The sequence below is a fragment of the Paraburkholderia sp. A1BS-2L genome, from assembly GCF_051125205.1.
Lineage (GTDB): Bacteria > Pseudomonadota > Gammaproteobacteria > Burkholderiales > Burkholderiaceae > Paraburkholderia.
In genome coordinates this window covers 3,164,566-3,190,698 of the sequence record NZ_CP120428.1, presented here as the reverse complement: position 1 = coordinate 3,190,698, position 26,133 = coordinate 3,164,566, and the positions used below count along the sequence as shown (strand labels likewise).

The following is a 26,133-nucleotide window of genomic DNA, read 5'->3' as shown; positions in this document are numbered from 1 at the left end:
CATCTAACGCGCGACGCACGCAAAGCGCTTACGCGATCTTCATTCAGGCCGAGGCGGCGAGGGGGCCGGGCGCGATCGAATCGATGAAGCGCGCGAGCTGGATGTCGCGCGTGGTGAGGCCGTCGGCCTCGTGGGTCGAAAGCGTGATTTCGACGCGGTTGTAGACGTTGAACCATTCGGGATGGTGATTCATTTCCTGCGCCTTGATGGCCACGCGCGTCATGAAGCCAAAGGCTTCGTTGAAGTCGGCGAAACGGAAATGACGCTGGATGGCGTCGCGGCCCGCGACGGCATGCCAGCCGCGGAGTTCGGCGAGCTGCGTGGCGCGCTCTTCGGATGTGAGTCGATTGATCATCGTGGCACCTGTCTGTGCTGGGTGTATTCCGGGCCCGGCAAACGCGCCAGGTCAATAGGCCATTTTTTCACGGATGGGCAACCTGCGCGAGCTAGCCGGACAGTGGTGCGGCAATTCGCGCGTCCGGTCGGATGGCGCGCTTAGACGTCGCCGTCGTCGAGCCAGCCTTCGCGCGTGCCGAGTGTGTAGACCGTGTCGCTGTGCAGCACGTCGCCAGCGGTGTAGGGCGCGGCGGCAATGAGCGGCGCGGGATCTGCTAGATGCGCGGCAATGCCCGTGCCCAGCGCGTCGAACAACTGCGCGAACGAGTCGATCACGAAATAGGTCTTCTGAAACGTGTCGATGCGATAACGCGTGCGCAGCACGCGCTCGAGGTCGAAGGCCAGCCGGTTGGGCGCGGCGCTTTCCACGCTGTAGAGCGATTCGCCCTTGCTCGACACAATGCCCGCGCCATAAATCTTCACGCCATGCGGCGCGTTTGCGTCGCCGCTTGTATCACCGCTTGTATCACCGCATGTCTCACGTATCAGGCCGAATTCCACCGTGTACCAATAGAGCCGCGCGAGCAGCGGCAACGCGTTTTCGTCTACGGCAAGCGCGGCTTGCCCGTAAGCGTGGATCCCATCGGCGAAAACGGGGTCGGTCAGCAGCGGCACATGGCCGAACAGATCGTGGAAGCAGTCCGGTTCTTGCAGGTAATCGATCTGGTCCGGGCGGCGCATCCACCAGGTGACCGGGAAGCGGCGGTGCGCCAGGTGCTCGAAGAAGATGCGCTCGGGCACGAGCCCCGGCACCGCCACGATGCGCCAGCCGGTCGCGGCCATCAGCCGTTCGCTCACAGCGTCGAACACCGGCACGTGCGCGACGTCCAGGCCAATGCGGTGTGCGCCTTCGATGAACGCCTCGCAGGCGCGGCCTTCGAGCAGCGCCGTCTGCCGCCGGTAGAGCTGGTCCCAGACGGCGTGATCGACTGCGTCGTAGCGTTCGAGCGGTTGGTCGATGGTGAAGTCGGGACGGGTCGTGAGGCCCGCGTCGAACTCCTCTTGCAGCTTCGCGGTGGCAGCGGCAGCCATGTTTGTAGCGCTCCGATAAAAATGCGGGTGAAGACGCAAGTGTAGAGCGGAGCAGGCGCGGCATGCGCGCATTAGAGGCAAGTAAGACGTTATATATGCAATAATCGAGCATTATTAAACCCATTAATGCGGATTTTTTTCATGCTCGAACTCGATCATTTCGACCTTGCGCTGCTCGATGTCTTGCAGCGCTTTGGCCGCGCCACGCATCAGCAACTGGGCGAGCAGGTGCCGCTTTCGCCTTCGCAGATCGGCAGGCGGCTGCAGCGGCTGGAGGCGTCGGGAGTGATCGACGGCTATCGCGTCGTGCTGCGGCCCGAAAAGCTGGGCTTGGGCGTGACCGCGTTCACGAGCCTGAAATTGAAGCATCACGGGGATTCGATCATCGAGCAGTTCCAGCAGCAGATCGACGTGCTGCCGGAGGTGCTCGAATGCCATGCCGTGGTGGGAGACGCCGACTATTTGCTGCGCATCGTGGCGCCGGATTTGAACGCGCTGTCGTCGTTTGTCATGAAGAAGCTGATGCGGGTGCCCGGCGTGGATAGCGTGCGCTCGAACATCGTGCTCACGACCTTCAAACGCAATGGTCCGCTGCCGCTCGGGCATCTGGAGCCCGGCGCGGCGGCGCCCTGAATCCGGCGCCGCGAGGCGTGCGCTGCCGGCCGCTCAGGCCGCCACGGCTGGCGCGTTGAGCAGATCGACGTAGGCCACGGCCACCAGATCGCTTTCATCCACGCCTAGCTGCCTGAACATTGCGTGGGCTTCGGCTTCGCCGCCTTGCTCGTCGTCCTCGGGGCCGAGCACCACTTCGAGCTCGACGAAGTCGCCCAGACCATCCACGCGGTCCAGATGGATGCGCGTGCGGCCCGCCAGATACACGTGGCGCTCCTTCGACACGATGCCGCGTGTCGTGAGCGCCGTGGCGAGCAGCGAGTGCATCGCCTCGGCATTGGTGACGGGGCTGCGCGTGTAGTACGAGGCTTTCGGGCCGTCACGGTCGTCGCGCTGATAGAAGATCAGCTCTGGCGGTGTGCCGTCGTCGAACTGGCGCAGCTTCAGGCGGCCGCGCGGCACATCATAGAAAAAATCCTGCTGGCGAAAGATCAGCGGCGCGTCGGGTGCGAGTTGGGCGGCGCGTTCGCGCAGAGCGTCGAAATGACGGGCGCGGGCTTTGATTTCGATGTTGCGGGCCATGCACGGCTCCAGTGGGACGGGAAACGATGGGCGAGGCCAGGAACGCGCCGCGCCTCCATGCCTGCATTCGCGCGCATCGGGTGTATCAGGTGGCCAGGGCGCGCAAAACGCGGAGCGAATTGCGAATCTAGCAAAACTTGTGTGACCGCGCTGTTACACCCGCGGTTTCACCCGCCTCTGTCGTGCACACGTTCATGAGCACGGCTCATATCGCCCATTGCGTTTCGATGGCCTTGAGCGCAGCCGCAATGGCCGGTTCGTCGCGGCGCGCGGCGAGCGTGATGAAAGTGAGTTCGGTGGGCACCGTCACGCCTTCGACGATGGTGAGCGCATGCGCGTGTGCTTCGGCGATCGCGGTGGGCTCGCGGGCCAGCGAGAGTCCCACGCCCGATTTCACGAGATCGAGCATCGACGGCTCCTGGTCCACCTCGGCGACTTTCACGGGCTTGGCGTGCGCGGCTTCGAAGAGTCCCGAGAGCAACCGGTTATGCGCCGACGCGGGCGGCGTCCAGATCCACGGCAGGGCCGCGAGCGCGCGCCAGTCGCGCGCGCCCTTGACGCGGTCTTTCCAGCCGGCGGGCGCGAGCACGCGGTATTGAAAGCGGGTGAGCGTGAGGGTGTGGAAGATGTCGGGATCGGGCGCGGGCTGGCCGATGTGATAGCCCACGTCCAGTTCGCGGGCGCGCACCTGGTCGAGCACCCAGCCCGACATGCCGTGACGCAGCGCCGTCTCGATCTGCGGCCAGGTTTCCACGAGCTGGCGCAGGAAGCCGCCGAGGCGCAGGAACGCGGGGTCGAGGATGGTGCCGATGCGCAGCCGGCCGCGCACCTCGTGGCGCAGCGCGGCGGCGGCGCGCTGTACGTCGCCGGCGGCGGCGAGTGCGCGCTCGGCGTGCGGCAGCAGCGCCTGGCCGTCGCGCGTGAGCACGAGGCCATGCGAGGTGCGGGTGAAAAGCGTGACGCCGAGCGTCTCCTGCAAATGCTTGATCTGCAGGCTCACGGCCGGCTGGGTCAGATGCAGATGCGTGGCCGCGCGCGTGAGATTGCCCTCTCGCGCGACCGTCACGAATGCGCGCAACAAGGTCAGGTCCATGCGCTGATATTAACTCGTCTTATATCTCTGTTGAGGATTAATCATTGGATCGCCGATGCCTTGCGCGATTACGCTAACTGGCAAAGAACAGGCGTTACGAGCACAAAAGCTCTGCACGGGATGGAACCTGGCACGAAGGCGCCAGGCCCCATCGACAGGAGACACCCAGCCATGGCCATACAAGAACGCGACGCACCCACGCGCCGCCTGGAAGGCGAATTCGATTATGTGATCGTCGGCGCCGGCTCGGCGGGCTGCGTGCTCGCCAACCGCCTCACGCAAGACCCCGATGTCTCGGTGCTGTTGATCGAGGCGGGCGGCAAGGACGACTATCACTGGATACATATCCCGGTCGGCTACCTGTACTGCATCGGCAATCCGCGCACGGACTGGCGCTACAAAACCGTTGCCGAGGAAGGCCTCAACGGCCGGGCGCTGTCGTATCCGCGTGGGCGCGTGCTGGGGGGATCGTCGTCGATCAACGGCATGATCTATATGCGCGGCCAGCGCGAGGACTATGACGAATGGGCGCGCGTGACCGGCGACTCGGGCTGGTCGTGGGATGCGGTGCTGCCCGTGTTTCGCAGCAGCGAGGATCACCACGGCGGCGCGAACGCGTATCACGGCGCAGGCGGCGAATGGCGCGTCGAGAGGCAGCGCCTGAAGTGGCGGATTCTCGAATCGTTCGCGCAAGCCGCGCAGGAGCAGGGCATTCCCGCTGTCGACGATTTCAATCGCGGCGACAGCGGCGGCCCGAACGGCGGCGTCGGCTATTTCGAGGTGAACCAGAAGCACGGCGTGCGCTGGAACACCTCGAAGGCCTTTCTGCGAGCGGCCATGAAGCGGCCCAATCTCACCGTGATTACGGGCGCGCTCACCGAGCGCATGATCTTCGAGGGCACGCGTTGCGTGGGCGTGGAATATCGCGGCGACGTTGCGTATTTCGCGCGAGCGCGCTGCGAAGTCATTCTGAGCGCGGGCGCGGTGAACTCGCCGCAATTGCTGGAGCGCTCCGGCGTGGGCGATGCGGCGCGGCTCGCGCGGCTCGGGGTGAGCGTCGTGCAGGATTTGCGCGGAGTAGGCGAAAACCTCCAGGACCATCTGCAACTGCGCATGGCGTTTCGCGTGAACGGCGTGCGCACCCTCAACACGGCCTCCGCGCACTGGTGGGGCAAGCTGATGATCGGCATGGAATATGGGCTGTTCCAGAGCGGTCCGATGTCGATGGCGCCCTCGCAGCTCGGCGCGTTCGCGAAGTCCGATCCAGGCAAGACGCGTCCCGACCTGCAGTATCACGTGCAGCCGCTTTCGCTCGATCGCTTTGGCGAGCCGCTGCATCGCTTCAACGCGTTCACGGCATCGGTCTGCAATTTGCAGCCCACATCGCGCGGCAGCATTCATGCAGTGTCGGCTAACCCCGAGGACGCGCCCGTGATTGCGCCGAACTATCTGTCCACCGAGGAAGACTTGCGCGTGGCTGCGAATGCCATGCGGCTTACGCGTCGCATAGCGGCCTCGGCTGCGCTCGCGGGTTATCGTCCGGAGGAAATTCTGCCGGGGTCCGCGTTCCAGAGCGAGGCGCAACTGCGCGAGGCGGCCGGCAACGTGGGCACGACGATTTTCCATCCGGTGGGCACCTGCCGCATGGGCCGCGCCGACGACCCGGACGCCGTGGTCGATGCGCGGCTGCGCGTGCGCGGCGTGCAGGGCTTGCGTGTCGTGGATGCATCGGTGATGCCGATCATCACCTCGGGCAACACGAATTCGCCCACGCTGATGATTGCGGAGCGCGCCGCGCAGATGCTGCGCGAAGACCGTCGGACAGGCGCATCCACGAACGTGCGCAATGAGGCGAGTGCGTCTGCGACACCTGCGTGACGCGCGTTTCGGACCACTATCCAGGACTTGCGCCGCGCAAGGCGGCGCAAGCGCTTTGCCACGTCTTGCGCGCAATCGCGGTGCATTCAAATCGATGTCATCACGATGCCTTCATGCTGCTATTTGCTATCAAATTGCGCGTTGAGAGAATGTGAACCGTGTTGCTCACCCGTAAGTGCAAATCCCAATGATTGCGCTGCATCATTGGCGAGACAATGGCGCGGAATGAGAGAGCGGGCAAACGCGCGCCCAAACATGGCGCGTCGTGCAAAGTCGGGCACTGCCCAGCACGAACGATCTGAAGTGTTACGCCTTACTTCGCGTGGAAGGGGACATGATTCTCGGCGACACGATTCTGGAGACACGCGGCCTCACGAAACAATTCAAAGGTTTCACGGCCGTCAACGGGGTGAACCTGCGGGTGTGCCGCGGTTCGATTCACGCGCTCATTGGACCGAATGGCGCGGGCAAGACCACTTGTTTCAACCTCCTAACTAAATTTCTGGTCCCGAGCTCGGGACGCATCGTCTTCAACGGCATCGACATTACCCATGAGCGGCCCGCGCAGATCGCGCGGCGCGGCATCATTCGCTCGTTTCAGATTTCGGCGGTGTTTCCGCATTTGACGGCGCTGCAGAACGTGCGTATCGGCCTGCAGCGCCAACTCGGCACCGCGTATCACTTCTGGAAGAGCGAGCGCACGCTCGCCGAACTCGACGATCGCGCGATGGATCTGCTCACCCAGGTGGGCCTCACCGATTTCGCCGACGTGCCGACCGTCGAACTCGCCTATGGACGCAAGCGCGCGCTCGAGATCGCGACCACGCTCGCGATGGAGCCCGAACTCATGCTGCTCGACGAGCCCACCCAGGGCATGGGTCACGAAGACGTGGACCGCGTCACGGCGCTCATCAAGAAGGTATCGAGCGGACGCACGATCCTGATGGTCGAGCACAACATGAACGTGATCGCCGGCATTTCCGACACCATTACGGTTCTGCAGCGCGGCGAGGTGCTGGCGGAGGGCAGCTACGCGGAAGTGTCGAAGAACCCGCTCGTGGCTGAAGCGTACATGGGCAGTGCCGACGCGGCGCTCGTGGGGGCGCACGCATGAGCACGGTGACGGAACATGGGCACGAAGCGGCCGTGAATGCGGCATCCGGCGAAAGCGCCCTCGAAATCGCGGGCCTGCAAACCTGGTATGGCGAATCGCACATCCTGCACGGCGTCGATTTTTCCGTGAAACGCGGTGAAGTCGTCACGCTGCTCGGGCGCAACGGTGCGGGGCGCACGACCACGCTGCGCGCGATCATGGGCCTCACGGGCCGGCGCACCGGGTCGATCCGCATTGGCGGGCGCGAGACCATTCATATGCCTACCTACCGCATCGCGCATTGCGGAGTGGGCTACTGCCCCGAGGAGCGCGGCATTTTCTCAAGCCTCTCGTGCGAGGAAAACCTGCTGCTGCCGCCCGCGATCGGCATGAAGGGCGCGAAGGGGATGTCGCTCGACGAGATCTACTCGATGTTCCCGAATCTCGCGGAACGCCGCAACAGCCAGGGTACGCGACTCTCGGGCGGCGAGCAGCAGATGCTCGCCGTGGCGCGCATCCTGCGCACGGGCGCGAACCTGCTGCTGCTCGACGAGATTTCCGAGGGCCTTGCGCCGGTCATCGTGCAGACGCTCGCACGCATGATCATCACGTTGAAGTCGCGCGGTTACACGATCGTGATGGTCGAGCAGAACTTCCGCTTCGCGGCGCCGCTCGCCGACCGTTTCTACGTGATGGAGCACGGGCGCATCGTCGAGCGCTTCGGCATTGCCGAGCTCGAAGGCAAGATGCCCGTGCTGCATGACCTGTTGGGGGTCTAGTTCCCATTTCTTTTGTCGCGTGCGGGCGCAGGACCGCGCCGCGCGATTCGTTTGCCTCCGGTGTTCATGGAGTGTTCCTGAATAACAACGCAACCAAATGAAGGAGACTGCAATGAAGAAAACCACGTTCGCGCGGCTTGCGGGCCTGTTTGCCGCCTCGGCTGCCGTGATGGCGTTCAGCGCAGGGACCGCGCAGGCCGCCAACGACGCGGTGAAGATCGGCTTCATCACCGACATGTCGGGCCTCTATGCGGACGACGACGGCCCGGGCGGCCTCGCCGCCATCAAGATGGCGGTGGCGGACTTCGGCGGCAAGGTGCTCGGCAAGCCAATCCAGGTGGTGTACGCCGACCATCAGAACAAGGCGGACATCGCGGCGTCGAAGGCGCGCGAATGGATGGACCGTGACGGGCTCGACCTGCTGCTCGGCGGCACGAACTCGGCGACCGCACTGGCAATGAACCAGGTCGCGCTCGAGAAGAAGCGCGTGTACATCAACACCGGCGCGGGCACCGATGCGCTGACGAACGAGCAGTGCACCCCGTACACGGTTCACTACGGCTACGACACGGTGGCGCTCGCGAAGGGCACGGGCCTCGCGGTGCTCAAGCAGGGCGGCAAGAGCTGGTTCTTCCTGACCGCCGATTACGCGTTTGGCAAGTCGCTCGAGAAGAACACCGCGGATGTCGTGAAGGCGAACGGTGGCCAGGTGCTCGGCGAAGTGCGCCATCCGCTCTCCGCGTCGGACTTCTCGTCGTTCCTGCTGCAGGCGCAGTCGTCGAAGGCGCAGATTCTCGGCCTCGCGAACGCGGGCGGCGATACGGTCAACGCGATCAAGGCCGCGAAGGAATTCGGCATCAACAAGACGATGAAGACCGCCGCGCTGCTGATGTTCCTGCCCGACGTGCACAGCCTCGGGCTCGACACCACGCAGGGCCTCGTGCTCACGACCGGCTGGTACTGGGACCAGAACGACGCGACGCGCAAGTGGGCGCAGCGCTACTACGACCAGACGAAGAAGATGCCGTCCGAGTTGCAGGCGGCCGATTATTCGGCAGTGACCTCGTATCTGAAGGCGGTGCAGGCGGCCGGCACGACCGATTCCGACAAGGTGATGGCCGAGCTCAAGAAGACGAAGATCGACGACATGTACACGAAGGGCGGCTACATTCGCGCGGATGGCGTGCTGATCCACGACATGTATCTGGTCGAGGTGAAGAAGCCGTCCGAATCGAAGAAGCCGTGGGACTACTACAAGGTCCTGCAGACGATTCCGGGCGAGCAGGCGTACACCACGAAGCAGGAGAGCAAATGCGCGCTGTGGAAGTAAGCGCCCTGGCGTTTTGTCGGACCCGAAGGGTGTGACGCAGGGGTGTCAGGCATGCTGCACGCGGCGCGGCGCAAGAGAAGCCCGCGCCGCGCGCTGCTTGTGTGCATAACCGTTGTTGGCATTCATGGCGGCTTTCATGACGATCTTTGGCATTCCGCTTCCGGCAATGCTGAGCCAGTTGTTGCTCGGGCTCGTGAACGGCTCGTTCTACGCGATCCTGAGCCTGGGCCTCGCGGTGATTTTCGGCATGCTCAACGTGATCAACTTCGCGCACGGCGCGTTGTTCATGCTGGGCGCGATGCTCACGTGGATGGGCCTCGCTTACTTCGACCTGCCGTACTGGGTGATGATCTTCGTCGCGCCCATTCTGGTGGGTCTCATCGGCGTCGTGATCGAGCGTTCGATGCTGCGCTGGCTTTATCGGCTCGATCATTTGTATGGACTCCTGCTGACCTTCGGGCTCACGCTCGTGGTGGAAGGCGTGTTCCGCTCGATCTACGGTTCCTCGGGGCAGCCGTATAACGTGCCCGACGCGCTTTCGGGCGCGACCAATCTCGGCTTCATGTATCTGCCCAACTATCGCGCGTGGGTCGTGGTCGCATCGCTGGCCGTGTGCTTCGCCACCTGGTTCGTGATCGAGAAGACGCGCCTTGGCGCCTATCTGCGCGCCGGCACCGAGAACCCCAAGCTCGTCGAGGCGTTCGGCATCAACGTGCCGCTCATGATCACGCTCACCTATGGCTTCGGCGTTGCGCTTGCCGCGTTCGCGGGCGTGCTGGCCGCGCCGGTCATCCAGGTCTCGCCGCTGATGGGCCAGCCGATGATCATCACGGTGTTCGCCGTGGTCGTGATCGGCGGCATGGGCTCGATCATGGGCTCGATCATCACGGGCCTCCTGCTCGGCGTGATCGAAGGCTTCACGCGCGTGTTCTGGCCTGAGGCTTCCGCTACCGTGGTGTTCGTGATCATGGCGATCGTGCTGCTGATTCGCCCCGCTGGCCTCTTCGGCAAGGAACGGTGATGCAAAGAAAAGTGCTTTATGGCGTCCTGCTGATCGGGCTGATCGTGGCGCCTTTCGTCGGCGCGTATCCGCTCTTCGTGATGAAGGTGCTGTGTTTCGCGCTGTTTGCCGCGGCGTTCAATCTGCTGATCGGCTATACGGGGCTGCTCTCGTTCGGGCATGCGATGTTCCTCGCGACGGCGGGCTATACCACTGGCTACACGATCCAGTCGCTCGGCTTCACGCCGGAGCTGGGCGTGCTGGCCGGCACGGTCGCGGGCACGGCGCTCGGGCTGATCGTGGGACTGTTCGCGATCCGCCGCCAGGGTATCTACTTCGCGATGGTCACGCTCGCGCTCGCGCAGATGGTGTACTTCGTGTACCTGCAGGCGCCGTTCACGCACGGCGAAGATGGCCTCCAGGGCGTGCCGCGCGGCAAGCTGTTCGGGCTCGTCTCGCTCGACTCCGATCTGACGCTGTACTATGTCGTGCTCGTGGTGATGGTGCTCGCGTTCATGTTGATCGTGCGGACCGTGCACTCGCCGTTCGGGCAGGTGCTGGGCGCGATCAAGGAGAACGAGCCGCGCGCCGTTTCGCTCGGCTACGACACCGATCGCTTCAAGCTGCTCGCGTTCGTGCTTTCGGCGGGCCTCGCGGGCCTCGCCGGGGCGCTCAAGGTGCTCGTGCTCGGCTTCGAGACGCTCGGCGACGCCTACTGGACCATGTCCGGTCTTGTGATCCTGATGACGCTCGTGGGCGGCATGGGCACGCTGTTCGGGCCGTTGCTCGGGGCGGCGTTGATCGTGGCGCTCGAAGACCGGCTCGGCGACATCGGCACCGCGCTCGCGCATCTGACGGGCGTGGATTGGTTCCGCTCGCTGGGCGAGTCGGCGACGATCGTGACCGGCCTCATCTTCATCGCGTGCGTGCTGGCGTTCCGGCGCGGCATCGTTGGCGAGATCGTCTCGCGCGTGCGGCCGTTGCGGGCTTGATAGAGCGGCGCAGCAAATGAACGTCCGGCTTCATGGTTTTTGGTCGGCGGCAATGAGACAATGGCACGCCAGAACGCCCGTGGAGCGCTCCCGCAGCGCTCGCGCGGTGCCCTTGCAGTTGCCCTCTTAAGGTGCCGCACTGCACCACTAGGGGTAAATGCTAGTTGCCCGATAGGGGGGTGAAGTTTAAAGTCTTACCTAGTTCTGATGCACCAAATTTGCAGGTGGAGAACGAGGAGACAACTGAGGCACAAAGTGCCCGGACAAGGAAGCGCTGTTGGATGGAAATCCAACAGCGCTTTTTATATTCGTGCGCCGTTTTTTGGCTGGCATACGTTCTCGCTTCCAGATTATCTTTTCCCTTCCGGTTTTTCTTCTTTTCCCTCTCGTTACCTCGGTATGGCGTTCGCCAATAATCGGCGCTTTTCGACGATTACGTCCGCATTCTTTCACGTTTCGAATTAAGCAAACGTTGCCGCAGCGAGCGTGAGCCCTGCCAGGCGTTGCATTCGCGCCGTAAGCCATTGGAAAGCGCTTGCTGCGCCAAACATCGCTCCGTTACACTCGCCATTCGCCGACCATGCGGTCAGCATTATCTGCCCGGATGGTTTTACGGATTCGCCGAAAATCCGGGGCAATAAAGAGAACGATTGTCGAAGGAGTCGAGATGCGGTTGGTTTGGCGTTGGATGAGCGCGGCTTGTGTCGCGACCGGGGTGCTCGCGGCGACCGCAGGTGCGGCGCAGGCGGACGTGAAGATCGGCGTGACGCTGTCGACCACGGGGCCGGCGGCATCGCTGGGGATTCCCGAGAGGAATACGGTCGCGCTGCTGCCGAAGGAAATCGCCGGCCAACGCGTCGCGTACATCGTGCTCGACGACGCCACCGATTCCACCCAGGCCGTGAAGAACGCGCGCAAGCTGACGAGCGAAGAGCACGTGGACGCGCTGCTCGGCTCGACCGTGGTGCCGAATTCGCTCGCGATGATCGACGTCGCTGCCGAAACGTCCACCCCGATGATCTCGATGGCCGCTGCGGCCACGATCGTCGAGCCGATGGATGCGAAGCGCGCTTGGGTTTTCAAGACGCCGCAGAACGATCAGTTGATGGCCGGCGCCATCGCGCAGCACATGGCCGCGCACGGCGTGAAGACGGTGGCCTTCATCGGCTTCTCGGACGCCTATGGCGAGAGCTGGTACAAGGAATTCAGCGCCGCTGCCGCGAAGCAGAGCATCAAGATCGTGGCGAACGAGCGCTTCGCGCGCAACGACGCTTCGGTCACGGGCCAGGCGCTCAAGATGATCTCGCAGCATCCCGACGCCGTGCTGATCGCCGGCGCGGGCACGCCGGCCGCGCTGCCGCAGAAGACGCTCAAGGAGCGTGGCTACGCGGGCAGGATCTATCAGACGCATGGCGTGGCGAACAACGATTTCCTGCGTGTGTGCGGCAAGGATTGCGAGGGCACCTATCTGCCGGCGGGGCCGCTGCTTGTGGCCGACCAGTTGCCGGCCTCGAATCCGGTCAGGCAATCGGCGCTCGCATACAAGGCGGCCTACGAAAAGGCCTATGGCCCGGGCTCGATCTCGACGTTCGGCGGTCATGCGTGGGACGCGGGCCTGTTGTTGCAGCACGCGATTCCGGTCGCGCTGAAGGCGGGCCAGCCGGGCACGAAGGCGTTCCGCGAGGCGCTGCGCAAGGCGCTTGAGGAGTCGCACGACGTTGCTGGCGCGCATGGCATCTTCAACATGAGCGCAAACGATCATGCGGGCCTCGATCAACGCGCGCGCGTGATGGTGCAGATTAGCGGCGGCATGTGGAAGCTGGCCGGCGACTGAGTTTCACGAGGAACGCGCAAGCACAGCAAGCAAGAGACGAAAAAGGCACGCTCGAATCGAGGTGCCTTTTTTTTGTTGCCGATGCAACGAAGCGGGGCGGGCAGGGAAAACCATGCATCACATGCAGGACCCTGATTACTACACTCAGAGGCCAGCGCTGGATTTACGAAGATCATAGTAATTGGCGCCGGATGATTCTATAACACGCAGACAAAGCGTTTGGAGACGCGCAATGAAAACGAAAAAGTGGGTTTTGAGATCGATTAGCGCCGGACTCGCAGCGGCGCTGATGGGGGCGGCAGGCATGGCCGCCGCGCAGGTGAAGATCGGTGTGACGCTGTCAGCAACGGGGCCGGCTGCGTCGCTCGGCATTCCGGAGAAGAACACCGTGGCGCTGTTGCCCAAGGAGATCGCAGGCAAGAGCGTGCAGTACATCGTGCTCGACGACGCCTCCGACACGAGCAAGGCCGTGCAGAACACGCACAAGCTGATCGACGAGGATCACGTGGACGCGATCATCGGTTCGTCGGTGACGCCCAATTCGCTGGCGATGCTCGACGTCGTGATGCAAGGCAAGACGCCGATGATCTCGCTTGCGGCGTCGGCGGCCATCGTGCAGCCAATGGACGACAAGCGTAAATGGGCGTTCAAGACGCCGCAAAACGATGACCTGATGGCCAATGCGATCGCGGGCTATATGGAGAAGCATGGCGTGAAGACGGTGGGCTTCATCGGCTTCACGGATGCCTACGGCGAGAGCTGGTACAAGGAATTCGGCGCGGCGGCCGCGAAGCATAATCTCAAGGTTGTCGCAAACGAGCGCTATAACCGCGCGGATTCGTCGGTCACGGGGCAGGTGCTCAAGCTGATGTCGGCGAATCCTGACGCCGTGCTGATCGCAGGCTCGGGCACGCCGGCGGCGCTGCCCGCGACCACGCTCAAGGATCGCGGCTACAAGGGCAAGATCTATCAGACGCACGGCGTAGCGAACAACGACTTCCTGCGTGTGTGCGGCAAGGACTGCGAAGGCGAGATCCTGCCCGCGGGCCCGATTCTGGTTGCGGATCAACTGCCTGATTCGAACCCTGTGAAGACGTCGGCGCTAGCGTATAAGGCGGCCTACGAGAAGGCCTACGGCGCGGGCTCCGTGGCGACCTTCGGCGGCCACGCCTGGGACGCGGGCCAGATGCTCCAGCGCGCGATTCCGGTGGCGCTGAAGGCCGGGCAGCCCGGTACCGAGGCGTTCCGCGTGGCGCTGCGCGACGCGCTGGAAAACGTCAAGGAACTGCCGCTCTCGCACGGCATCATGAACACCACACCCACCAATCACAACGGCCTCGACGAGCGCGCGCGCGTGATTGTCGAGATCGTTAACGGCAAGTGGAAGTTGCAGGCCGAGTGAGCGCCGCGCACGATGTAGTGGCGTGACGCTGCGCGGCGTCACGTGAAACGCACGCCGCGCCCTCAACACTTGCGGTTCATTCCGGTCACTCACAATGGCCGCGCACCGCGTCTTCGCGGTGTCTCTTTTAAGGCGGCGCAGCCCGGCGGCTGCGCCGCGCGCTTTTCTTGCATCGCCGGTTTTTTCGACGTATCCGGCTTGTTCCTGGTTTCACGCGCTACACAAAGAGGGGTTATGGATTTATCGATCGCCGCGATCCTCGCGCAGGACGGCATCACCACCGGAGCGATCTACGCACTGCTTGCGCTCGCATTGGTGCTGGTGTTCTCCGTGACGCGGGTGATCTTCATTCCGCAGGGCGAGTTCGTCTCATACGGCGCGCTCACGCTGGCCGCGCTGCAATCGCAGAAGTTTCCCGCAACCTGCTGGCTGCTCGTTGCGCTGGGCGCCGCGTGCTTCGTGGTGGAGACTGCCGGGGTCGTGCGGCACGCCGAACGGCGCAAGCACGCGCCGCGCACGCTCGTGACGCTCGCGGGCAAGTATCTGCTGTTTCCTGTCGCGCTCTATGCGCTGACGCGCGGCGTAGCCGGGCAGCCGCTGCCCATGCTCGCGCAGATCGCGCTCACGCTCGCGATCGTCGTGCCGATGGGGCCGTTCGTTTACCGGCTCGCGTACGAGCCCATCGCCGAGGCGACCACGCTGCTGCTGCTGATCGTGGCCGTGGCCGTGCACTTCGCGATGGTGGGGCTCGGGCTCGTGATGTTCGGCGCCGAAGGTTCGCGCACGAACGCATTCACCGACGCAACGTTCAACGTCGGAAGCCTCTCGATTTCGGGGCAGAGCCTGTGGGTCATCGGCACTGCGGTGGTGCTGATCGTCTCGCTGTACTTCTATTTCGACCGCACGATCCCGGGCAAGGCGCTGCGCGCGACCTCGGTGAACCGGCTGGGCGCGCGCCTCGTGGGCATCGGCACGACCCAGGCCGGGCGGCTCGCGTTCACGCTCGCGGCAGGCCTGGGCGCGCTGTGCGGCGTGCTCGTGGCGCCGCTCACCACCATCTACTACGACTCGGGCTTCCTGATCGGTCTGAAGGGCTTCGTGGGCGCCATCATAGGCGGCCTCGTGAGTTATCCGCTTGCGGCTGCCGGCTCCGTGCTCGTGGGCCTGCTGGAGTCGTATTCGTCGTTCTGGGCAAGCTCCTACAAGGAAGTGATCGTGTTCACACTGATCATTCCCGTGCTGTTGTGGCGCAGTCTTTCCACGCCGCATGCCGAAGAGGAAGAGGAGTGACGCGATGAAACGACTCGTTTTGCACAACCGCTTCTTCTGGCTGTTCCTCGTGGTCATGTTCGCGCTGCCGGTGCTGCCAGGCCCCGTGCACGTGCCCGAGTACTGGATCACGCTGCTCAACTATATCGGCCTCTATTCGATCGTCGCCATCGGGCTCGTGCTGCTCACCGGCATCGGCGGGATGACAAGCTTCGGGCAGGCCGCGTTCGTCGGGCTCGGCGCCTATGCGACGGCTTTCCTGACCACGCAATACGGTGTCTCGCCGTGGCTGGCGTTGATCGTCGGCATCGTGATCACGGCGCTTGTCGCGCTCGTGCTGGGGCTCGTCACCATGCGGCTTTCCGGCCACTTCTTGCCGCTCGGCACCATCGCCTGGGGCCTCGCGCTGTTCTTCCTGTTCGGCAACCTTGAGATGCTCGGCAAGTACGACGGGATCAATGGCATTCCGGTACTCAACGTGCTCGGCATCAAGCTCGAATCGGGACGCCATATCTATTACCTGATCTGGGTGGTGGTGCTGGCGTCGGTCATCTCTGTTCAGAATCTGCTTAATAGCCGCACGGGCCGTGCCATCCGGGCCTTGCGCGGCGGTGGTTTGATGGCCGAGGCGATGGGCGTGAACACGGCGTGGATGCGCGTGGTGATCTTCGTTTACGCGGCGGTGCTCGCGGCGGTCTCCGGCTTCCTCTACGCCCATCTTCAACGTGCGGTGAACCCGACGCCCTTCGGCCTGAACCACGGCATCGAATACCTGTTCATGGCCGTGGTGGGCGGCGTGGCGCACGTCTGGGGCGCGGTCCTCGGTGCTGCGATCCTCACCGTGCTGCAAGACTGGCTGCAGACGCTGTTGCCGAAGCTGTTGGGCGAGAACGGTAACTTCGAGATCATCGTGTTCGGCATCTTGATGGTGCTGCTGCTGCAATATGCTCGGCGCGGCGTGTGGCCGTTCGTGGCGCGCTTCTTTCCGCGCGGGCCGCAGGCTCACGTGCCCGAGCATGCCGAGGCCTTGCCGCAGCGCAGCAAGCCAGCCGCGGGCGAAATGCTGCTGACCGTCGATAAGGCGCGCAAGCAGTTTGGCGGGCTCGTCGCCGTCAATGATGTGAGTTTCGAGGTGCGGGCGGGGCAGATCATCGGCTTGATCGGCCCGAACGGCGCGGGCAAATCGACCACCTTCAACCTCGTGACCGGCGTGCTGCAACCGACCAGCGGTGCGATTACGTTCCGCGGCGAGCGCATCGACAAGCTGACTTCACGTGAAATCGTCGCGCGCGGTATCGGGCGGACGTTCCAGCACGTCAAGCTGCTGCCGACGATGACCGTGCTGGAGAACGTGGCGATTGGCGCGCATCTGCGCGGCCATTCGGGTGTGCTGCGCAGCGTCGTAAAGCTCAATGCTGCGGAGGAAGGGCGTCTGATGAGCGAGGCGGCCAGGCAGATTCGCCGCGTCGGCCTCGAGCAGCACATGTACGACGAGGCCGGCAGCCTCGCGCTCGGCCAGCAGCGCATTCTGGAGATTGCGCGGGCGCTCTGCTGCGATCCGACCCTGCTGTTGCTCGACGAGCCCGCAGCCGGCTTGCGTTACAAGGAGAAGCAACAGTTGGCGGGTCTGCTACGCAGACTAAGAGAGGAGGGGATGAGCGTGCTGCTGGTCGAACACGACATGGATTTCGTGATGAACCTCACCGACCGCCTGGTCGTGATGGAGTTTGGCACGCGGATCGCGGAAGGATTGCCGGAAGACGTGCAGCAGGACCCGGCGGTGCTCGAGGCCTATCTGGGCGGGGTGGAGTGATGAGCGCACCTGTACTCGAAGTCTCTGGGCTCGCCGTCCGTTACGGCAAAATCGAGGCGCTGCACAAGGCCGCAATCAAGGTGGGCGCGGGGCAAATCGTCTCCGTGATTGGCCCCAATGGAGCTGGCAAGTCCACGCTGCTCAACGCCATCATGGGTTCGCTGCCCGTCACGGGCTATGCCAGCGGCCGGATCGCCTATCAGGGTGAGGAAATCGGCATGCTGCCGATCGAGCGACGCGTCGCTCGCGGCATGTGTCTCGTGCCCGAGAAGCGCGAGCTGTTTGCTTCAATGACCGTCGAAGACAACCTCGTGCTCGGCGCTTATCGGCGTAAGCGGGCAGGGGAGCGCAACTTTCTCGACCAACTCGATCACGTCTTTCAACTGTTTCCGCGTCTGAAGGAGCGGCGCGCCCAGGCTGCGGGCACGCTGTCGGGCGGCGAGCGCCAGATGCTCGCGGTCGGGCGTGCGCTAATGGGCAAGCCGGATCTGCTGATGCTCGATGAGCCTAGCCTCGGGCTTGCACCGCTGATCGTCAAGGAAATCTTCCATATCATCAGCGCCTTGCGACGGACGGGCGTGGCGACGCTTTTGATCGAACAGAACGCTCGCGCCGCGCTGCAGATTTCCGATTACGGCTACGTATTGGAAACCGGCGATCTGGCGCTCGAGGGGCCGGCGCAAGATCTGGCGCAGAATCCGCGGGTGATCGAGACTTACCTTGGTTTGGCTAAAAAGCAGGTCTGATCTCGTCAACCTCTGTAGAAATGGGCGGCGTGTTTCACGTGAAACACGCCGTTTTTTATTCGCGTGCGCTAACTGACTCTGCGGCTCTGCATGGGACCGGAGTTGAAGCACTAACTCCGGCCGACAAAAATTCGGGTGTGAACGACCTAAAACCCGAAACCGTTATAATTCGCGCATACCACTTTTTTCTGAGAAGGCTCACGCGGTCCATTCGTCCATGCGTGAGGTCCAGCCATGCTTTTTCCCACAGAATTTGACGTCATCGTCGTCGGCGGCGGTCACGCCGGCACCGAGGCTGCGCTTGCCGCCGCTCGCATGGGCGTCAAGACGCTCCTGCTCACGCACAACATCGAAACGCTCGGCCAAATGAGCTGCAATCCGTCGATCGGCGGCATTGGCAAAGGCCATCTGGTCAAGGAAGTCGACGCGCTAGGCGGTGCGATGGCCGCTGCCACCGACGAGGGCGGCATCCAGTTCCGCATTCTCAATTCGTCCAAAGGGCCGGCTGTGCGTGCGACACGTGCGCAGGCCGACCGTATCTTGTACAAGGCAGCGATCCGTCGGCGCCTCGAAAATCAGCCGAACCTGTGGCTGTTCCAGCAGGCGGTTGAGGATCTGATGGTTGAAGGCGACCGCGTTGTCGGGGCTGTGACGCAGGTGGGCATCCGCTTCCGCGCACGCGCGGTGGTGCTGACGGCGGGAACGTTCCTCGACGGCAAGATTCATGTGGGCCTGAACAACTACACAGGCGGCCGTGCCGGTGACCCGGCGGCGGTGACGCTGTCTGCACGCCTGAAAGAGCTGAAGCTGCCGCAAGGGCGCCTTAAAACGGGCACGCCGCCGCGCATTGATGGTCGCTCGATCGATTTTTCGATGCTCGAAGAGCAGCCAGGCGACCTCGATCCGGTGCCTGTGTTCTCGTTTCTGGGCAGGGCAGAGCAGCATCCGAAGCAGATTCCCTGCTGGGTTACACACACCAACGAACGTACGCACGACATTATTCGCGGCGGTCTCGACCGCTCGCCCATGTATACAGGCGTGATCGAAGGGGTGGGGCCACGCTATTGCCCGTCCATCGAAGACAAGATCCACCGATTTGCCTCGAAGGAATCGCATCAGATCTTCCTGGAGCCCGAAGGCCTGACGACGAACGAGTTCTACCCAAATGGGATCTCGACGAGTCTGCCGTTCGACGTTCAGCTGGAGCTCGTGCATTCGATGCGCGGGCTGGAGCATGCTCATATCCTGCGCCCCGGCTATGCGATCGAGTATGACTACTTCGATCCGCGCGGCCTGAAGGCATCGCTGGAAACGAAGGTGATTAGTGGTCTGTTCTTCGCGGGCCAGATTAATGGCACGACCGGCTACGAAGAGGCCGCAGCGCAAGGGCTGCTTGCGGGCATCAACGCAGGCTTGCAGGTGCAGGGTAAGGACGCGTGGTGTCCGCGCCGCGATCAAGCGTACCTCGGCGTGCTGGTCGACGACTTGGTGACACGCGGCGTTTCCGAGCCGTACCGCATGTTTACGAGCCGCGCGGAGTACCGTCTGAGCCTGCGCGAAGACAATGCCGATATGCGCCTGACGGAAATCGGCCGTGAACTTGGTGTTGTCGACGATATTCGCTGGGATGCATTCAGCCGCAAGCGCGACGCTGTTTCACGTGAAACAGAGCGCCTGAAGTCGACTTGGGTGAATCCGAAGACATTGGGCGCAGAAGAGGCAACGGCGCTCCTCGGCAAACCCATCGATCGCGAGTACAACCTCGCGGATCTGCTGCGCCGTCCTGGTGTGAGCTACGATGGCGTGTGCGGCCTGCGCGAAGGCGCCTGCGCGCCTGAGACACCGCTTGCTGACGACGAAATCCTGCTTGCCCAGATCGAGGAGCAGATCGAAATCGGCATCAAATATCAGGGCTATATCGATCGTCAGGCCGATGAGATCGAGCGCAACGGCGCTCACGAGAACACGCGTCTGCCGGACGGCATCGATTACGCTGAAGTTCGCGGTCTATCGTTCGAGGCGCGCCAGAAATTGAATCAATTCCGCCCCGAAACCATTGGCCAGGCGTCGCGCATCTCGGGCATCACGCCTGCCGCTATCTCTCTGCTGATGGTTCACCTGAAGCGCGGCCTGGGCCGCCGGCGCCAGAACCCGTCCGATCAGGGCGCGGACAACACGACGGTGGCTCAATGACGGGGCGCGCAAGGCAACCCGGCATCACGGATCGCGACGCGCTCGCACGGCTGCTGAAGGAGGGCGCGCAGGCGCTCTCCCTCGATTTGAGCGAGCGGCAGCACGAGCAGTTGCTGGACTATGTCGCATTGCTGGCGAAGTGGAACGCCGTCTATAACCTGACGGCGATCCGTGATCCGCGCCAGATGCTCATCCAGCATATCCTCGATTCGCTTTCGATCCTGCCGCATTTACCCAAATGCGCCGACGCCTCGGTGCTCGACGTTGGCTCGGGCGGCGGCTTGCCCGGCATCGTGCTCGCGGTTGCGCGTCCGGACTGGCAAGTCACCCTGAATGACATCGTGCAAAAGAAGTCGGCGTTCCAGTCGCAGGCCAAGGCTGAATTGGATCTTGCGAATCTGTCTGTGGTGACGGGGCGTGTTGAATCGCTGCGTCCTGGGATCGAAGTGCCAAAAAAATTCGATCTGATCGTCTCGCGGGCATTCGCGGAACTGGCCGATTTCGTTACACTGGCCCGTCACCTTGTTGCGGACGGTGGTGCGATCTGGGCGATGAAGGGCGTGAGGCCCGACACCGAGATCGAGCGCTTGCCAGACGGGGCGCGCACGCTGCAGACGATTCGTCTGACGGTACCGATGCTCGATGCGGAGCGGCATCTGATCGAAGTGGTGGTTGAGCCGACACAATAACGTGGTTCACTGGCGGAGATGGCCAGGCTCATACGGCCCAAGCCGAATGGCCCAGGCCGAATGACCGGATAGCGCGCCCAGCGGCATATACGCTATAACGTAAGCAAACTTTTTAAGGCAGTAAAAGGGACACACAAAAGATGGCAAAAATCTTCTGCGTTGCGAACCAGAAGGGCGGCGTCGGCAAGACGACGACAACGGTCAATCTCGCCGCGAGCCTCGCATCGCAGGGACAGCGTGTCCTTCTCATCGATCTCGACCCGCAGGGCAATGCCACGATGGGCAGCGGCATCGACAAGGCGGCGTGCGAGAACACGGTTTACGAAGTGCTGGTCGACGGCGTTTCGGTGCCTGAGGCGCGCACGCGGCCGGAGCAGGTGGGCTACGACGTTCTGCCGGCCAATCGCGAGCTCGCGGGCGCCGAAGTGGAACTGGTGACGGTCGAGCAGCGCGAGCGCCGCTTGCGGGCTGCGCTCGCCCAGGTCGACGACGAATACGATTTCGTGCTGATCGACTGCCCGCCGGCGTTGTCCTTGCTCACACTCAACGGACTGTGCGCGGCGCACGGTGTCGTGATTCCGATGCAGTGCGAGTACTTTGCGCTCGAGGGGTTGTCAGACCTCGTCAACACGATCAAGCAGGTGCACGCGAACATGAATCGCGACCTGAAGGTGATCGGTCTTTTGCGCGTGATGTTCGATCCGCGCATCACGCTGCAGCAACAGGTCTCTGAGCAACTGAAGGAGCACTTTGGCGATAAGGTGTTCGACGCGGTGATTCCGCGCAACGTGCGGCTTGCCGAAGCGCCTAGCTACGGCTTGCCGGGCGTGGTGTTCGATCGCGCGTCGCGCGGCGCGCAGGCTTATGTGCAATTCGGCGCGGAAATGATCGAGCGCGTACGCGCACTCTGACTCGGACTGGGGAAGCACGATGAACGCAGTAGCACGGAAGAAAGGACTGGGCCGAGGACTCGAAGCATTGCTCGGCGGCAGCGCGGACATTACCGAAGCGGTGAAGATCGAGGGCGCGCCCAATACGCTCGCGCTCACGCAGATGCAAGCCGGCAAATACCAGCCGCGCACGCGCATGGACGAAGGCGCGCTACAGGAACTCGCGGCGAGCATTCGTGCGCAAGGGCTGATGCAACCGATCCTGGTGCGCCCGGTTGGCCCCGAGCGCTACGAGATCATCGCGGGCGAGCGACGCTTCCGTGCGGCGCACATTGCCGGTCTCAAGGAAGTGCCGGTTCTCGTGAAGGATGTGCCCGACCAGGCCGCAGCCGCGATGGCGCTGATCGAGAACATCCAGCGCGAAGACCTCAATCCGCTTGAAGAGGCGCAGGGCATTCAGCGTCTGCTCGACGAGTTCAGTTTCACGCACGAGCAGGCCGCCGAATCGGTGGGGCGCTCGCGTAGCGCGGTGTCGAACCTGCTGCGTTTGCTGAATCTTGCTGCACCGGTGCAGACCATGCTGCTCGCAGGCGATCTCGACATGGGCCACGCGCGTGCGTTGCTCGCAGTCGATGCGGCCACACAGATCACGCTCGCCAATCAGGTGGTCAACAAGCGCATGTCGGTGCGTGAAACGGAAAAGCTCGTTTCGAACACCACCAAGGCCGCCCCCGCAGTGAAGGCGAAGGCCGCGCACGACGGCGGCCGCGACACGCGCCGTCTCGAAGATGAGCTGTCCGATTTGCTGGCTGCCACGGTCAAGATCAAGCTTGGCAGGAGAGGGCGCGGCCAGCTCACTGTCGATTTCGGCGACCTCGATGCGCTCGACGGTATTCTGCTTCGCCTGCGTGGCGAAGCTGCTGTTTGACTCCATGCTCATAGTCGTTTGCCGTGCGTGAATCCCATACTGCTTTGCGCGGCCCGTTAAGCGTGCTGCGCGGGCTCGGCGCGTTCGCGCTTGCCGAGCCGGTTTTGTCGATACTCGTCGTCGCGTTCGTCGCGTTGCAGATTTGCGCGCCGCGCGCATGGTCTTCGCTTCCCGCGCTGGTCGACTGGCAAACGGTGATGACGCTCGCCGGTCTGCTGATTCTCACCAAAGCGCTTGAATACTCAGGATTCCTGACTTGGGTGGCGCATAGGCTGGTGCACCGGATTCGTTCCGAGCGCTCGCTCGCATTCCTTCTCGTTGCATTCGCAGCGTTGCTCTCGACGGTGGTGACGAACGACGTCGCGCTTTTTGTCGTGGTGCCGCTCGTGCTGTCGTTGCACCGACTTACGCCGCTGCCGCTAAAGCGGCTTGTCATCGTGATCGCGCTCGCCGTGAATGCGGGCTCGGTGCTCACGCCGCTAGGCAACCCGCAGAACCTGTTTCTTTGGCAACTTAGCGGTGCGTCATTTGGTCGCTTTGTTGCGTCGCTTGCGCCGCTCTGCGCGCTGTTGATGGCGCTGCTGTTCTTGCTCGCCGCGCTTCTTTTCAAGCCTAAGCCACTCGATTTGACGATCGACGTCGAACGCCATCCAGTCGATCGCGCGCTGGCAGGCGTTGCCGCATTACTTTTCGTAGCGTTCGTGCTGCTTGCAGACACGCATCGCGCGGGCATCGCATTGGGTGGCGTCGGAGTCGGTTTTCTCATCTGGCGCATGAAAATCGTGCTGAAGATCGACTGGCTTTTGCTGCTGATCTTCGTGCTGATGTTCATCGTGTTACGCAGTGCCGCCGCGCTGCCGTGGATTCACCACGCACTTGAGAATCTCGGATTGCAGACGCCGCTACGCGCCTACGCAGCAGGCGCCATCCTCTCGCAGGGCATCAGCAACGTGCCTGCCGCCATCGTGCTCGCGGGTTTCACGCACGACTGGCGCGCGTTGGCGTTTGGCGTGAGCGTCGGCGGTTTCGGGTTTGCCATCGGTTCGCTGGCGAATTTGATTGCCGTGCGGCTTTCCGGCGTGCAAGGCGTGTGGCTGCCGTTCCATTTGATCTCTATCCCGTTCTGGGTAATCGCCGTTATCGGTGGTGGACTAGTGTTGTATTTTTTCTGACAGAAAAACCACAATGCAGCGACACAGTCATCTTTCCACGGTAAAATCGCGCCCCGTTTTGCTTGGCTCTCCTGACGTTCGCGCGTGACCTTACAGTTTCCGTTACCTGCGGCGTAATGGTGCGTTTTCCGCATGATGAAGTAGTATTTCATGCGTGTTATGAAACGGCCTAAAGTCTTGAATTGGCTGCAACTATCGCTTACAATCGCCCGGATTTATTTGGTTGGCGGGGCTGTAAGCGCGCTGCAAGAAACCGGGCGGAAGCCAAATATCCGGAATAACGCAATGGTGGGTCAGAGGCCAGACGAGGCGCCGCAGGCGCATGAAGGGCCCGATGGTCCACAACGCGGAGCCGAAGCATCCAGCGAAAAGCAGGGGGCAGGCCCGGACAGAGGACGAGCCGCTAGTGCGCGTGTTGATTCCACAACGGATCACAACGCACGATGGGATCAGCTAGACGCCGACCAGCAAGATAACAACGACATCGTTCCGCTCACCCGGGCCGAAGCCGAGCAGCTCTTCGGCGCACAGGTGAGCCGCCCGTCGCGCGTCACGCCGTTTCGTGTCGTAGCAGCGCAAGTGGCTTTGTCCCTGGTTGCCGCTTTGTTGTGGTGGCTGTTTTATAAGCCGCCGGGGGCGACTGCGCCGGACGCCGTAGCGCTGTCCGCGTTGCTGGGCGGAGCGATCTGCTGGATACCCGGAGCGCTGTTCGCGGCGCGCCTGAAGCAGTTGAGCAGGGCCGGCACGGTGATGAACTGGATGCTCGGCGAAGCATTCAAGATGGGGGCGACGATTGCGATGTTCGTTGCCATTGCGTTCTGGTATCGCGACGTGCAATGGATCCCGTTGCTCGTCACTTACCTGATCGTGCTGAAGACATACTGGATCGCGCTCGCGTGGCGCTGACCCGCAACTGGCATCGCGCCGCCTTTCATGTGGAAGGCGTGGAGGCGAACAAGGCGGCAAGTGGTTGGCACATGTTGGAGTAAGACTCGATCCGAGGCGGTGCGTTCCCGCAACAGGTTGTTGCGCGGGAGTGGCCAAAACCGATTTTCGACAATTTGGGTGGTTTTAACGATATGGCAGCCAGCGAAGGAACGAGCGCTCCGGGTCCGTCCGAGTACATTGCGCACCACTTGCAGAACTTTGCCACTGGGCACCAGACGTCGATCGTCGATTTCCATGTCTGGAATCTCGACACGCTGTTCTGGTCGATCCTTTGTGGCCTCGTGACCATCCTCTTGCTGCGCCTCGCCGCGCGCAAGGCGACCCCGGGCGTGCCGGGCCGTTTCCAGTGCGCCATCGAAATGCTGGTGGAAATGGTCGAGGATCAGTCGAAGGCCATCGTCCACGGCAACCGTAAATTCATCGCACCGCTCGCGCTGACCGTGTTCGTCTGGGTCGCGCTCATGAACTCCCTCGACTTCATTCCCGTCGATCTGCCGACTCGCGTGATTGGCTGGCTCGGCCTGAGCGAAGTGTTCCCGCATCAGCGCATCGTCCCGACGGCCGACCTCAACGGCACGTTCGGCATCGCGCTCGGCGTGTTCGTGCTGATGATCTATTACAACCTCAAGATCAAGGGCGCAGGCGGCTTCGTGCACGAACTGCTGTCGGCCCCGTTCGGCGCGCATCCGGTCCTGTGGATCCCGAACCTTGCACTTAACATCATCGAGTTCGTCGCCAAGACGGTTTCGCTCGCCCTGCGGTTGTTCGGCAACATGTATGCAGGCGAACTGCTGTTCCTGCTGATCGCGCTGCTGGGCGGTCTGTGGAGCTTCGGCGCGGACACGACGGTGCTTGGCTTCATCGGCCACGTGATTGCGGGCAGCGTCTGGGCGATCTTCCACATCCTGATCGTTCTGCTGCAGGCGTTCATTTTCATGATGCTGACGCTGGTGTACATCGGCCAGGCACACGACAAGCACTAAGGGCTTGTCGAACCCAGAATTGCAGTTTTAAATCCCCAGTTCCAAAAAATCTCACAAAGGAGTGATCATGCAAGCTTTCATCGCCAACATCCAGGGTTTCACGGCCATCGGTATCGGCATCATCATCGGCCTGGGTGCAATCGGCGCCTGTATCGGTATCGGCCTGATGGGCGGCAAGTACATCGAAGCCTGCGCACGTCAGCCTGAACTGATGAACCCGCTGCAGACGAAGATGTTCCTGCTGGCTGGTCTGATCGACGCGGCGTTCCTGATTGGCGTGGGTGTTGCAATGCTGTTCGCGTTCGCTAACCCGCTGCTCTCGAAGCTCGCGGGCTAAGTTCCCTGGATGGTTGCGCCCGACCTATAACTATAGACGCGGGCGCAGGACGGAACGGGTGACGAGGCGCTGATCGAGTTTCACAACCGATGAGCGCCTTGCCGTTTCAACTCCCCGGAATAGCAACGTAAAAGGAAACACC

General features: G+C 62.8%; 24 protein-coding genes. 20 read left to right on the top strand and 4 right to left on the bottom strand.

Features of this window, described 5'->3' with window-relative positions; translation table 11 throughout:
* Window positions 1-43: 43 nt before the first annotated feature.
* Window positions 44-355 carry a 4a-hydroxytetrahydrobiopterin dehydratase gene (locus P5W98_RS14560; protein WP_434661305.1) on the bottom strand — a complete coding sequence of 104 codons (312 nt, stop codon included), beginning with the start codon at window positions 353-355 and terminating at the stop codon, window positions 44-46.
* A gap of 140 nt (window positions 356-495) precedes the next feature.
* Window positions 496-1,428 (bottom strand): phenylalanine 4-monooxygenase, encoded by a 933-nt coding sequence (gene phhA / locus P5W98_RS14555; protein ID WP_421025090.1) that lies wholly within the window; start codon window positions 1,426-1,428, stop codon window positions 496-498.
* Window positions 1,429-1,569: 141 nt separating this feature from the next.
* On the opposite strand from phhA, the gene P5W98_RS14550 reads away from it, so the two are divergent.
* Window positions 1,570-2,061 carry an Lrp/AsnC family transcriptional regulator gene (locus tag P5W98_RS14550; protein ID WP_065062258.1) on the top strand — a complete coding sequence of 164 codons (492 nt, stop codon included), beginning with the start codon at window positions 1,570-1,572 and terminating at the stop codon, window positions 2,059-2,061.
* A 33-nt stretch (window positions 2,062-2,094) separates the two neighbouring features.
* Here the strand turns inward: P5W98_RS14550 and P5W98_RS14545 are convergent, their stop codons facing one another.
* Together P5W98_RS14545 and P5W98_RS14540 are read right to left on the bottom strand one after the other, a co-directional pair.
* Complete coding sequence (locus P5W98_RS14545) at window positions 2,095-2,622, bottom strand: class IV adenylate cyclase (RefSeq protein WP_421025089.1); 528 nt, start codon at window positions 2,620-2,622, stop codon at window positions 2,095-2,097.
* 205 nt (window positions 2,623-2,827) lie between these two features.
* On the bottom strand, window positions 2,828-3,715 hold the full coding sequence (locus P5W98_RS14540; RefSeq protein ID WP_434718090.1) for a LysR family transcriptional regulator: 888 nt from the start codon (window positions 3,713-3,715) through the stop codon (window positions 2,828-2,830).
* Between the two features lie 171 nt (window positions 3,716-3,886).
* Between P5W98_RS14540 and P5W98_RS14535 the strand changes: the two genes are divergently transcribed.
* From P5W98_RS14535 to atpE, 19 genes are all read left to right on the top strand, one after another.
* The gene (locus P5W98_RS14535) at window positions 3,887-5,593 is read left to right on the top strand and encodes a GMC family oxidoreductase (protein WP_434718089.1); all 1,707 of its coding nucleotides are present in this window, start codon (window positions 3,887-3,889) and stop codon (window positions 5,591-5,593) included.
* A 334-nt stretch (window positions 5,594-5,927) separates the two neighbouring features.
* The gene (locus tag P5W98_RS14530; RefSeq protein WP_421025086.1) at window positions 5,928-6,707 is read left to right on the top strand and encodes an ABC transporter ATP-binding protein; all 780 of its coding nucleotides are present in this window, start codon (window positions 5,928-5,930) and stop codon (window positions 6,705-6,707) included.
* A complete protein-coding gene (locus P5W98_RS14525) occupies window positions 6,704-7,465 on the top strand; it encodes an ABC transporter ATP-binding protein (RefSeq protein WP_421025085.1) in 762 nt (253 codons plus the stop codon). Before P5W98_RS14530 ends, P5W98_RS14525 begins: the two co-directional genes overlap by 4 nt.
* Window positions 7,466-7,577: 112 nt before the next feature.
* Window positions 7,578-8,795, top strand: coding sequence for an ABC transporter substrate-binding protein (locus P5W98_RS14520; RefSeq protein ID WP_421025084.1), 1,218 nt, complete (start codon window positions 7,578-7,580; stop codon window positions 8,793-8,795).
* Window positions 8,796-8,931: 136 nt separating this feature from the next.
* A complete protein-coding gene (locus P5W98_RS14515) occupies window positions 8,932-9,816 on the top strand; it encodes a branched-chain amino acid ABC transporter permease (protein ID WP_421073843.1) in 885 nt (294 codons plus the stop codon).
* A complete protein-coding gene (locus tag P5W98_RS14510; RefSeq protein WP_421025082.1) occupies window positions 9,816-10,787 on the top strand; it encodes a branched-chain amino acid ABC transporter permease in 972 nt (323 codons plus the stop codon). The genes P5W98_RS14515 and P5W98_RS14510 overlap by 1 nt, the downstream gene beginning before the upstream one ends.
* Window positions 10,788-11,454: 667 nt before the next feature.
* Entirely contained in the window at window positions 11,455-12,621 is a 1,167-nt protein-coding gene (locus tag P5W98_RS14505) for an ABC transporter substrate-binding protein (RefSeq protein ID WP_434718088.1), read from the top strand.
* A 232-nt stretch (window positions 12,622-12,853) separates the two neighbouring features.
* Window positions 12,854-14,023 carry an ABC transporter substrate-binding protein gene (locus P5W98_RS14500; protein WP_421025080.1) on the top strand — a complete coding sequence of 390 codons (1,170 nt, stop codon included), beginning with the start codon at window positions 12,854-12,856 and terminating at the stop codon, window positions 14,021-14,023.
* A 234-nt stretch (window positions 14,024-14,257) separates the two neighbouring features.
* A complete protein-coding gene (locus P5W98_RS14495; protein WP_421025079.1) occupies window positions 14,258-15,313 on the top strand; it encodes a branched-chain amino acid ABC transporter permease in 1,056 nt (351 codons plus the stop codon).
* 4 nt (window positions 15,314-15,317) lie between these two features.
* Window positions 15,318-17,105 carry a branched-chain amino acid ABC transporter ATP-binding protein/permease gene (locus tag P5W98_RS14490; RefSeq protein ID WP_421025078.1) on the top strand — a complete coding sequence of 596 codons (1,788 nt, stop codon included), beginning with the start codon at window positions 15,318-15,320 and terminating at the stop codon, window positions 17,103-17,105.
* Window positions 17,105-17,851 (top strand): ABC transporter ATP-binding protein, encoded by a 747-nt coding sequence (locus tag P5W98_RS14485; RefSeq protein ID WP_421025077.1) that lies wholly within the window; start codon window positions 17,105-17,107, stop codon window positions 17,849-17,851. Before P5W98_RS14490 ends, P5W98_RS14485 begins: the two co-directional genes overlap by 1 nt.
* A gap of 234 nt (window positions 17,852-18,085) precedes the next feature.
* Entirely contained in the window at window positions 18,086-20,044 is a 1,959-nt protein-coding gene (gene mnmG / locus P5W98_RS14480) for a tRNA uridine-5-carboxymethylaminomethyl(34) synthesis enzyme MnmG (protein WP_421025076.1), read from the top strand.
* On the top strand, window positions 20,041-20,733 hold the full coding sequence (gene rsmG, locus P5W98_RS14475; RefSeq protein WP_421073840.1) for a 16S rRNA (guanine(527)-N(7))-methyltransferase RsmG: 693 nt from the start codon (window positions 20,041-20,043) through the stop codon (window positions 20,731-20,733). The genes mnmG and rsmG overlap by 4 nt, the downstream gene beginning before the upstream one ends.
* Window positions 20,734-20,873: 140 nt before the next feature.
* A complete protein-coding gene (locus tag P5W98_RS14470) occupies window positions 20,874-21,644 on the top strand; it encodes a ParA family protein (RefSeq protein ID WP_421025074.1) in 771 nt (256 codons plus the stop codon).
* A gap of 19 nt (window positions 21,645-21,663) precedes the next feature.
* Window positions 21,664-22,551, top strand: coding sequence for a ParB/RepB/Spo0J family partition protein (locus P5W98_RS14465; RefSeq protein WP_421025073.1), 888 nt, complete (start codon window positions 21,664-21,666; stop codon window positions 22,549-22,551).
* 44 nt (window positions 22,552-22,595) lie between these two features.
* Window positions 22,596-23,723 carry an SLC13 family permease gene (locus tag P5W98_RS14460; RefSeq protein WP_421025299.1) on the top strand — a complete coding sequence of 376 codons (1,128 nt, stop codon included), beginning with the start codon at window positions 22,596-22,598 and terminating at the stop codon, window positions 23,721-23,723.
* A gap of 285 nt (window positions 23,724-24,008) precedes the next feature.
* Window positions 24,009-24,629: an ATP synthase subunit I gene (locus P5W98_RS14455; protein ID WP_421073914.1), complete on the top strand. Its 621-nt coding sequence runs from the start codon at window positions 24,009-24,011 to the stop codon at window positions 24,627-24,629.
* A 173-nt stretch (window positions 24,630-24,802) separates the two neighbouring features.
* Window positions 24,803-25,654, top strand: coding sequence for a F0F1 ATP synthase subunit A (gene atpB / locus P5W98_RS14450; protein WP_421025072.1), 852 nt, complete (start codon window positions 24,803-24,805; stop codon window positions 25,652-25,654).
* Between the two features lie 67 nt (window positions 25,655-25,721).
* Window positions 25,722-25,991: a F0F1 ATP synthase subunit C gene (atpE, locus tag P5W98_RS14445; RefSeq protein WP_028203308.1), complete on the top strand. Its 270-nt coding sequence runs from the start codon at window positions 25,722-25,724 to the stop codon at window positions 25,989-25,991.
* Window positions 25,992-26,133: the final 142 nt, after the last annotated feature.

Bases quoted from the DNA above. Each gene is read 5' to 3' on its own strand.
- P5W98_RS14560 (WP_434661305.1), bottom strand. From the start codon at position 355: ATGATCAATCGACTCACATCCGAAGAGCGCGCCACGCAGCTCGCCGAA.
- phhA (WP_421025090.1), bottom strand. From the start codon at position 1,428: ATGGCTGCCGCTGCCACCGCGAAGCTGCAAGAGGAGTTCGACGCGGGC.
- P5W98_RS14550 (WP_065062258.1), top strand. From the start codon at position 1,570: ATGCTCGAACTCGATCATTTCGACCTTGCGCTGCTCGATGTCTTGCAG.
- P5W98_RS14545 (WP_421025089.1), bottom strand. From the start codon at position 2,622: ATGGCCCGCAACATCGAAATCAAAGCCCGCGCCCGTCATTTCGACGCT.
- P5W98_RS14540 (WP_434718090.1), bottom strand. From the start codon at position 3,715: ATGGACCTGACCTTGTTGCGCGCATTCGTGACGGTCGCGCGAGAGGGC.
- P5W98_RS14535 (WP_434718089.1), top strand. From the start codon at position 3,887: ATGGCCATACAAGAACGCGACGCACCCACGCGCCGCCTGGAAGGCGAA.
- P5W98_RS14530 (WP_421025086.1), top strand. From the start codon at position 5,928: ATGATTCTCGGCGACACGATTCTGGAGACACGCGGCCTCACGAAACAA.
- P5W98_RS14525 (WP_421025085.1), top strand. From the start codon at position 6,704: ATGAGCACGGTGACGGAACATGGGCACGAAGCGGCCGTGAATGCGGCA.
- P5W98_RS14520 (WP_421025084.1), top strand. From the start codon at position 7,578: ATGAAGAAAACCACGTTCGCGCGGCTTGCGGGCCTGTTTGCCGCCTCG.
- P5W98_RS14515 (WP_421073843.1), top strand. From the start codon at position 8,932: ATGACGATCTTTGGCATTCCGCTTCCGGCAATGCTGAGCCAGTTGTTG.
- P5W98_RS14510 (WP_421025082.1), top strand. From the start codon at position 9,816: ATGCAAAGAAAAGTGCTTTATGGCGTCCTGCTGATCGGGCTGATCGTG.
- P5W98_RS14505 (WP_434718088.1), top strand. From the start codon at position 11,455: ATGCGGTTGGTTTGGCGTTGGATGAGCGCGGCTTGTGTCGCGACCGGG.
- P5W98_RS14500 (WP_421025080.1), top strand. From the start codon at position 12,854: ATGAAAACGAAAAAGTGGGTTTTGAGATCGATTAGCGCCGGACTCGCA.
- P5W98_RS14495 (WP_421025079.1), top strand. From the start codon at position 14,258: ATGGATTTATCGATCGCCGCGATCCTCGCGCAGGACGGCATCACCACC.
- P5W98_RS14490 (WP_421025078.1), top strand. From the start codon at position 15,318: ATGAAACGACTCGTTTTGCACAACCGCTTCTTCTGGCTGTTCCTCGTG.
- P5W98_RS14485 (WP_421025077.1), top strand. From the start codon at position 17,105: ATGAGCGCACCTGTACTCGAAGTCTCTGGGCTCGCCGTCCGTTACGGC.
- mnmG (WP_421025076.1), top strand. From the start codon at position 18,086: ATGCTTTTTCCCACAGAATTTGACGTCATCGTCGTCGGCGGCGGTCAC.
- rsmG (WP_421073840.1), top strand. From the start codon at position 20,041: ATGACGGGGCGCGCAAGGCAACCCGGCATCACGGATCGCGACGCGCTC.
- P5W98_RS14470 (WP_421025074.1), top strand. From the start codon at position 20,874: ATGGCAAAAATCTTCTGCGTTGCGAACCAGAAGGGCGGCGTCGGCAAG.
- P5W98_RS14465 (WP_421025073.1), top strand. From the start codon at position 21,664: ATGAACGCAGTAGCACGGAAGAAAGGACTGGGCCGAGGACTCGAAGCA.
- P5W98_RS14455 (WP_421073914.1), top strand. From the start codon at position 24,009: ATGGTGGGTCAGAGGCCAGACGAGGCGCCGCAGGCGCATGAAGGGCCC.
- atpB (WP_421025072.1), top strand. From the start codon at position 24,803: ATGGCAGCCAGCGAAGGAACGAGCGCTCCGGGTCCGTCCGAGTACATT.
- atpE (WP_028203308.1), top strand. From the start codon at position 25,722: ATGCAAGCTTTCATCGCCAACATCCAGGGTTTCACGGCCATCGGTATC.